Origin of the sequence: Pseudomonas floridensis (assembly GCF_002087235.1) — a bacterium.
GTDB lineage: Bacteria > Pseudomonadota > Gammaproteobacteria > Pseudomonadales > Pseudomonadaceae > Aquipseudomonas > Aquipseudomonas floridensis.
The window spans coordinates 1-7,126 of the sequence record NZ_MUIO01000175.1 but is presented as its reverse complement, the minus strand read 5'-3'; the positions used below and the strand labels follow the sequence as shown (position 1 = coordinate 7,126).

The 7,126-nt window shown below is 56.7% G+C and carries 8 protein-coding genes and 1 pseudogene; 5 read left to right on the top strand and 4 right to left on the bottom strand.

The window, feature by feature from the left end; genetic code table 11:
* Nucleotides 1–363: 363 nt before the first annotated feature.
* Both BZK31_RS27635 and BZK31_RS27630 read left to right on the top strand, forming a co-directional pair.
* Nucleotides 364–657 (top strand): annotated as a pseudogene (locus BZK31_RS27635) (T6SS effector amidase Tae4 family protein); the annotation flags it as partial.
* The gene (locus BZK31_RS27630; RefSeq protein WP_083186357.1) at nucleotides 654–1,127 is read left to right on the top strand and encodes a type VI secretion system amidase immunity protein Tai4; all 474 of its coding nucleotides are present in this window, start codon (nucleotides 654–656) and stop codon (nucleotides 1,125–1,127) included. The pseudogene BZK31_RS27635 and the gene BZK31_RS27630, both read left to right, overlap by 4 nt.
* A 241-nt stretch (nucleotides 1,128–1,368) precedes the next feature.
* On the opposite strand, the gene BZK31_RS27625 is transcribed toward BZK31_RS27630, so the two are convergent.
* From BZK31_RS27625 to BZK31_RS27615, 3 genes are all read right to left on the bottom strand, one after another.
* Nucleotides 1,369–2,910: a phosphoenolpyruvate carboxykinase gene (locus tag BZK31_RS27625; RefSeq protein WP_083186356.1), complete on the bottom strand. Its 1,542-nt coding sequence runs from the start codon at nucleotides 2,908–2,910 to the stop codon at nucleotides 1,369–1,371.
* A 179-nt stretch (nucleotides 2,911–3,089) separates the two neighbouring features.
* Nucleotides 3,090–3,992: an Hsp33 family molecular chaperone HslO gene (gene hslO / locus BZK31_RS27620; RefSeq protein ID WP_083186359.1), complete on the bottom strand. Its 903-nt coding sequence runs from the start codon at nucleotides 3,990–3,992 to the stop codon at nucleotides 3,090–3,092.
* 171 nt (nucleotides 3,993–4,163) lie between these two features.
* Entirely contained in the window at nucleotides 4,164–4,571 is a 408-nt protein-coding gene (locus BZK31_RS27615) for an RNA-binding S4 domain-containing protein (RefSeq protein ID WP_083186355.1), read from the bottom strand.
* Nucleotides 4,572–4,750: 179 nt separating this feature from the next.
* Between BZK31_RS27615 and rimA the strand changes: the two genes are divergently transcribed.
* The 3 genes from rimA to rimK are packed head-to-tail and all read left to right on the top strand — an operon-like array spanning nucleotide 4,751 to nucleotide 6,928.
* Complete coding sequence (gene rimA / locus BZK31_RS27610; protein WP_083186358.1) at nucleotides 4,751–5,533, top strand: S6 modification regulatory phosphodiesterase RimA; 783 nt, start codon at nucleotides 4,751–4,753, stop codon at nucleotides 5,531–5,533.
* A gap of 16 nt (nucleotides 5,534–5,549) precedes the next feature.
* Nucleotides 5,550–6,026, top strand: a complete 477-nt coding sequence (gene rimB, locus BZK31_RS27605) for a retropepsin-like aspartic endopeptidase RimB (protein ID WP_004880568.1) — start codon at nucleotides 5,550–5,552, stop codon at nucleotides 6,024–6,026.
* On the top strand, nucleotides 6,023–6,928 hold the full coding sequence (rimK, locus tag BZK31_RS27600; RefSeq protein ID WP_003318100.1) for a 30S ribosomal protein S6--L-glutamate ligase: 906 nt from the start codon (nucleotides 6,023–6,025) through the stop codon (nucleotides 6,926–6,928). Before rimB ends, rimK begins: the two co-directional genes overlap by 4 nt.
* 90 nt (nucleotides 6,929–7,018) lie before the next feature.
* Here the strand turns inward: rimK and BZK31_RS30215 are convergent.
* Nucleotides 7,019–7,126: hypothetical protein (locus tag BZK31_RS30215; RefSeq protein ID WP_244182752.1), on the bottom strand; the 108-nt coding region annotated here is incomplete at its 5' end.

Below are 7,126 nucleotides of genomic sequence, written 5' to 3'. Positions count from 1 at the left end.
GACAAGTCGAGGCGTTTGCGTGAGCCTTCCCGAACGCCGCGCTCAGGCGCAGCGTCGAGAATGTTTGATTACAACATGAGCACGACCTAAGGCGCAGCCGCTGAAATAAACCGGCGGTAGTCAAAAAATTGGACAGCTGCGCGCAGAATGGTCGGAGTGCCGAAGACCTTCGATCAAACTTCGGCATGTCTCGCAGCCGTCTTAAACATACACTAATTGAAATCGAACCCAGCATGCTCCAAGGAGGGCTACCACCCAAAAACCTTAAACAGCAGCTACAACGCAAACTTCGAAAAGAGCATAACCAACAACGGCAAACTCTTCAGGAGGCGCTTCTTCCGGAAGGACCTCTCTTAGCGACTTGGGCAGACGGTCTCCGGAAAAGACCAACATCAGTATTTCTTCCGGGTAAAAAATCTCATAAATTTTTTGGAAACTCAGTGGGGAAAGCCTGATATGGTCAAGTATCCGCCCTCTGGATGAGGGGCGCTAGCCACCCAAAAGGGCGTTATACTTTTTGAAATATCTGGATGGTGGGATGCGCAAGGCCACGCCACATTATTTGACGGAAATACTTGTTATGATCATTGCTACTTCAACGAACCTGGCGTTAACTACCAAACAGAAAAAGCCAATTTCTGGAGTTTAAGCCAATGAAGCCTGTGGAAAATTCCGGGTTATTTTTTTCATTTCTGTCATTTGCAAGCATTGCATTTTCGTCGCCTTCGTCTCCTAGCGGAATGGAAAGAACTTATGCACAAAATTACAAAGACATGGTTCTCGCCACGTGCATAGCAAATGCCTACGAGAACGAAAAAAATGCTGCCAGTGATGCAGGCAGCAGTGTGAGTGCTTTACGAGACCGGGCCTATTACGATCTTGAAAAAAGTCCCGACGCAGTCAAAAACCTCATTGGAAATTATTTGGAAAAAGACTATACGAATCCACGGGCAGAGGCTGAGATAAAGGGCATTAAATTTAATCTATTGAAATGCCTTGACCTCTATCACAGCAAAGAACTCGAAGCATTAACAAAAGAAGTTGTAATAAGACCTGGGCACACCTACCTTCAAGACAACAAACAAAACTCCCACACTCAACGCAACGCCCAGGCCTTTATACGTTAATAGTTCTCAGCTTACGGGACACTGACCAAAAGCAGTCTTACACACCCCATCCAACAGCCGATAAAACATTAAAACTCGTGGACTTGTCTTGCACGCGTGACGTTAGCAGTTCGATTGGACGAACTCGCGGTGTTGAATCTTAGACTCACGAAATTCACGGATCTTTCGCAGGCCTTTGAAGCAGACATTTTAGGCAAAAAAAACCGCCGAGTGACGGCGGTTTTTTTATAGGCGGCGCTAATTACAACTTGGGACCAGCAGCCTTGATGGCGTCGCTCACGTCGAACTTCTTGAAGTTCTCCACGAACAGACCGGCCAGGGCCTTGGCGGCTTCGTCGTAGGCAGCCTTGTCAGCCCAGGTGTTGCGCGGGTTGAGCAGGTTGGTGTCTACGCCCGGTACCGACTTCGGTACGTCCAGGTTGATGGTGTCCAGGTGCTCGGTCTCGGCACCGATCAACGCACCGCTCTGGATCGCTGCAATCACGCCACGGGTGGTCGGGATGTTGAAGCGTTTGCCAACGCCGTAACCACCGCCGGTCCAGCCGGTGTTGACCAGGTAGACCTTGGAGCCGAAGCCGCGGATGCGTTTGATCAGCAGCTCTGCGTATTCGCCAGCCGGACGCGGGAAGAATGGCGCGCCGAAGCAGGTGGAGAAAGTGGACTTGATGCCCGAGCCCGACCCCATTTCAGTCGAGCCGACCAGTGCGGTGTAGCCCGACAGGAAGTGGTAGGCAGCCTGTTCTTCGCTGAGGATCGACACAGGCGGCAGGACGCCGGTCAGGTCGCAGGTCAGGAAGATCACGGCGTTTGGCTCGCCACCGAGGTTCTTCGGCGCGCGCTTTTCGATCAGCTCGCGTGGGTAGGCCGCACGGCTGTTCTGGGTCAGGCTGCTGTCGGCGTAATCGGCTTTCTTGTTCGCGTCGAGAACGACGTTCTCCAGAACCGCGCCGTGCTGGATGGCTTTCCAGATGACCGGCTCGTTCTTCTCGGACAGGTCGATGCACTTGGCGTAGCAACCGCCTTCGATGTTGAACACCACGCCTTCGCCCCAGCCGTGCTCGTCGTCACCGATCAGGTAACGGCTTTCATCAGCTGACAGAGTGGTCTTGCCGGTGCCCGACAAACCGAAGAACAGGGTCACGTCGCCGTCTTCACCCATGTTGGCCGCGCAGTGCATTGGCAGTACGTCGGAAGCCGGCAGCAGGAAGTTCTGCACCGAGAACATGGCTTTCTTCATTTCACCGGCATAACGCATGCCTGCGATCAGCACCTTGCGGGCCGCGAAGTTGATGATGACGGTGCCGTCGGAGTTGGTGCCGTCGCGCTCCGGGTCGCAGACGAACCATGGCGCGTTCTGGATTTCCCACTCGTCCTTGCCGGCCGGGTTGTATTGCTCAGGGTTGATGAACAGGCAACGGCCGAACAGGTTGTGCCATGCCGTCTCGGTGGTCATCTTGACGGGCAGGTAGTGCGCAGGATCAGAACCTACATGAACATGGGAAACGAAGCGCTCGCGCTCGGCCAGGTAAGCACCGACACGGTTCCACAGGGCGTCGAATTTCTCGGCCGGGAATTTACGGTTGATCGGGCCCCAGGCGATGGCGTCCTGAGTGCTCGGCTCTTCAACAATGAAACGATCGACCGGCGAACGGCCAGTGCGATGGCCTGTCTGCACAACCAGTGCGCCAGTGTCGGAAAGTTCGCCTTCGTTACGGGCAAGGGCTTCCTTGACCAGTTCGTCGGTGCTCAGATCGGTGTACACAGCGTTGTTGGTTTGCGTCATGAGGTTCCCCGTCGGCCAGTGGCCGAGTGCTCCAAACGGTTTTGTAGTAAAAAAACAACCACTACTACAGCGTAAAAGTGGGCCGGATTATGCCAGAAAAGCCGAAGAATGGTAGAACCCTCCTGTCAGAACAGCATTACAGGGGGCCACACCGAATTCTGAGGCTTTTTGCGCTCCGGTTAATGACGCGTGTCAGATGGCGAATCGACACCGCCGCCAGCAAAGAGCTGGGCGACGTCAGTGGCATCGAACAAGTAGCGCTCGTTGCAGAACTGACAGTCGATCTCGATTGTGCCGTTGTGCTCGATCACCAGTTGCTGCGCATCTTCCAGCCCAAGGCTGACCAGCGCATTGGCCGAACGCTCACGTGAGCAACTGCAACGGAAGCAAATGGGCTGGATATCGAACAGACGCAGCGGGTCTTCGTGATACAGGCGGTGCAGGATGGTCTGGTTGTCCAGGCTCAGCATCTCTTCGGCAGTCAGGGTGCTGGCCAGTGTCACGACGTGCTCCCAGCTGGCGTCACGCTCTTCGGGATCGGGAATCTGCGCGACCGGCAATTGCTGCAGCAGAAGGCCACGGGCGCGATGACCATCGGCCTTGAGCCAGAAACGCGTACCCAATTGCTCGGACATCACGAAGTAGCTGGAAAGGCTCTCGGAAAGATCGACGCCGTCCAGCGCAACGATGCCCTGGTAGCGCTTGCCTTTGCGCGGGTCGATGGTCAGGGCCAGCGAGCCATCCGGCATCAGGTCCTGCAGCCCCGCACCGGGTGTGATCAGCGCCTCATCGTAACGGGCAATACCACGCAGTTCGCGTTCGCTGGAGCATTCGACCATCAGCAGCGGCACAGCGCCGGTGGAGCGCGCCTGCAGAATCAGCAGACCGTCGAACTTGAGCGTGCCGACCAGCAGCGCGGCCGCAGCCATCAGCTCGCCGAGCAACTGTGCAACCGGCTCCGGGTAGGGATGTTTGGCAAGCACTTCGGCGTAACTGCGCTCAAGGGCGACCAGCTCCCCGCGAACGTCGCTTTCGTCAAAGATGAAGCGCTGGGTGAAATCAATGTCCGGGGTATCGTTCATAAAAGAAGGTATCTGAAAGGGTGACCATTGATGGCAGCCGATGATGATCATCGGTGAGTCGATGAAGCGCTCTGTTCCATGCCGTTTGCCGGGCATTTTAGGAGTTATCCGGTTCTGTTCCAAGCCGAACGGTCTTTGCGGCCGACTGCAGAGCGCTTTGCAGCCTCGCGTTCAGACATCACGCTGGTTGCCACGGAAATCGAACAGCTGGCGCCGCTGCTTCTTGGTCGGTCGCCCGTCGGTGGTCACACCCAGGTTTCCGGCCTTGCGCTGAGCAGCCGCCTGTTCACGACGAACGATGCTTTCCGGCGTCTCGTGGTAAAGCGTCTGCGCCTCCGGTGCACCGCGACGCACAGTGGACAACGCTTCCACGACTACCGTACGCTCGTCGAAGCCCATGCGAATCTGAAACTCGTCGCCCACACGAGGTTCCTTGCCGGGCTTGCAGCGCTCGCCACGGCAGTGCACTTTGCCGCTCTCGATTGCCGCCTTGGCCAGCGCGCGCGTCTTGAAGAAACGCGCAGCCCACAGCCATTTGTCCAAACGAACCTTGTCGTCTTCCTCTGGCTTTTGTGCCATATGAATTCCTCATCCTTATAACAGTCAGAACTTGACCAGGCCCTGTTACGAATACCGACGGTCCCAGACCGCCCGCTTTCGTACGCGCCTCATACCTGAACAAACATGAAGTAACCGATCCTTGCTTGTCAAAAACAGCCAATCCGATTTCATGACCTTCACCCCACATGGAGTGCGACGTGACAGATTTTCCAACTTCATTGACCACACCTAAAAAAGGGTGTGAAGGCTGTACCAACAGTCCGCCACTGAATTTCTCGTTCGACTACGCCTATCAGCCCATCGTGGACCTGCGTGATCAGTCGATTTTCGCCCACGAAGCGCTAGTGCGCGGCCCCAATGGCGAAGGCGCGCTTTCAGTGCTCGATCAGGTCACCGACCAGAACCGCTACCGCTTCGACCAGAGCTGCCGAACTACGGCCATCGCCGGTGCCGCGAAGCTGGGGATGACCGAACGTCTATCGATCAATTTTCTGCCCAACGCGGTGTACCGCCCCGAACTGTGTATCCGCAGTACCCTGGAAGCGGCCAGGCAACATAATTTCCCCATCGACCGGCTGATTTTCGAGACAATCGAAACCGAGCATGTGGATGACCACGGTCACTTGAGCAATATCCTGCGCGAATACCGTGAGTTCGGTTTCATGACCGCCATCGACGACTTCGGCGCGGGTCACTCCGGGCTCACACTGCTGGCCGATTTTCAACCCGATCTGATAAAACTCGATATGAATCTGATCCGCGATATCCATCAGAGTCGCGCACGTCAGGCTATTGTTCGTGGGGTTGTCACAATGTGTTCGGAGTTAGGGATTAAAGTCATCGCCGAAGGGATAGAAAGCGTGGAGGAGCGGGATTTTCTCGCCGATTGCGGCATTTTCCTGATGCAGGGCTACTGGTTCGCCAAGCCTGCGTTCAAAGCCTTGGCCCGGATCAGTCCGGATGCCTGGCAGAAGTCTTGAGACATACGGAATCGCATTGAAAACATTCGATCATCTGACAGTCATCGGCCTGCGCGAATGGGTGGCGCTTCCCGATTTGGGGGTGGCCGGCCTTCGGGCAAAAATCGATACCGGGGCCAGCACATCGAGCCTGCACGCCACCGAAATCGAACCTTTTGAGCGTGATGGCCAGAAGTGGGTCCGTTTCAACGCACACCTGGGCACGGTGGTCCAACTGCGGCATCGACGATGCGAGGCGTTACTGGTCGCCATGAAGACCATCAAAAGCTCCAATGGCCAGGCGCAGGTGCGGTATGTGATTCGCACCACCCTGGCGTTGGGTGATCGCATCTGGCCTGTGGAATTTACCCTGGCCTGCCGCAAGTCGATGCGCTATCGACTGCTGCTGGGTTCGAACGCCTTGATCGACGGCCAACTGGTCGTCAATCCGGGCATAACTTATGTACAAGACAAGCCGGTGTTCCCGGCCTCTACTTCCTCAGGTGCTGCATGAAGATCGCTGTGCTTTCGCGTAACCCGCGTCTGTATTCCACCCGTCGTCTGGTCGAAGCTGGTATTGAGCGTGGCCACGAGATGGTGGTGATCGATACCCTGCGCGCCTATATGAACATTGCCAGTCATAAGCCGCAGATTCACTACCGTGGCAAGCCGCTCGAAGGTTTCGACGCCGTCATTCCACGCATCGGTGCCTCCGTGACGTTCTATGGCTGCGCCGTGTTGCGCCAGTTCGAAATGATGGGTGTGTTCCCGCTCAACGAGTCGGTAGCCATTGCCCGTTCGCGAGACAAGCTGCGTTCGCTGCAGCTGCTGTCACGTCGCGGCATCGGCCTGCCGGTGACCGGGTTTGCGCACTCACCGGACGATATTCCTGACCTGATCCAGATGGTCAACGGCGCGCCGCTGGTGATCAAGGTGCTGGAAGGCACTCAGGGTATCGGTGTAGTGCTGTGTGAGACGGCGACGGCAGCGGAATCCGTGATTGAGGCTTTCATGGGGCTCAAGCAGGACATCATGGTTCAGGAGTACATCAAGGAGGCCGGCGGCGCGGACATTCGCTGCTTCGTGGTCGGCGACAAGGTCATCGCTTCGATGAAGCGTCAGGCCAAGCCCGGGGAATTCCGCTCCAACCTGCACCGTGGCGGCAGCGCCAGCCTGATCAAGATCACGCCGGAAGAACGCATGACCGCGCTGCGGGCCGCCAAGGTAATGGGGCTGAGCGTCGCAGGTGTCGACATCCTGCGCTCCAATCACGGGCCACTGGTGATGGAGGTCAACTCGTCACCCGGTCTGGAAGGCATCGAAGTCACCACCAGCAAGGACGTTGCCGGGATGATCATCGAATACCTGGAAAAGAACAGCGGCCCGCACATGACGCGGACCAAAGGGAAAGGCTAGGTCCTACGCGGCGATATGATCATGCCAATGCGCGGCGTTGGCATGATCATCAGGGGTGCTTCGCAGCACAGCGAGCATGCAACCGACGTTCTAGACCGCATCCCTCGGCAGCATCAACCCCAACGGCAGACGCACTCGCGCTTCGAGACCGCCACCCGAACGATTCCTCAATTCCACGTTGCCGCCATGCATGGCGGC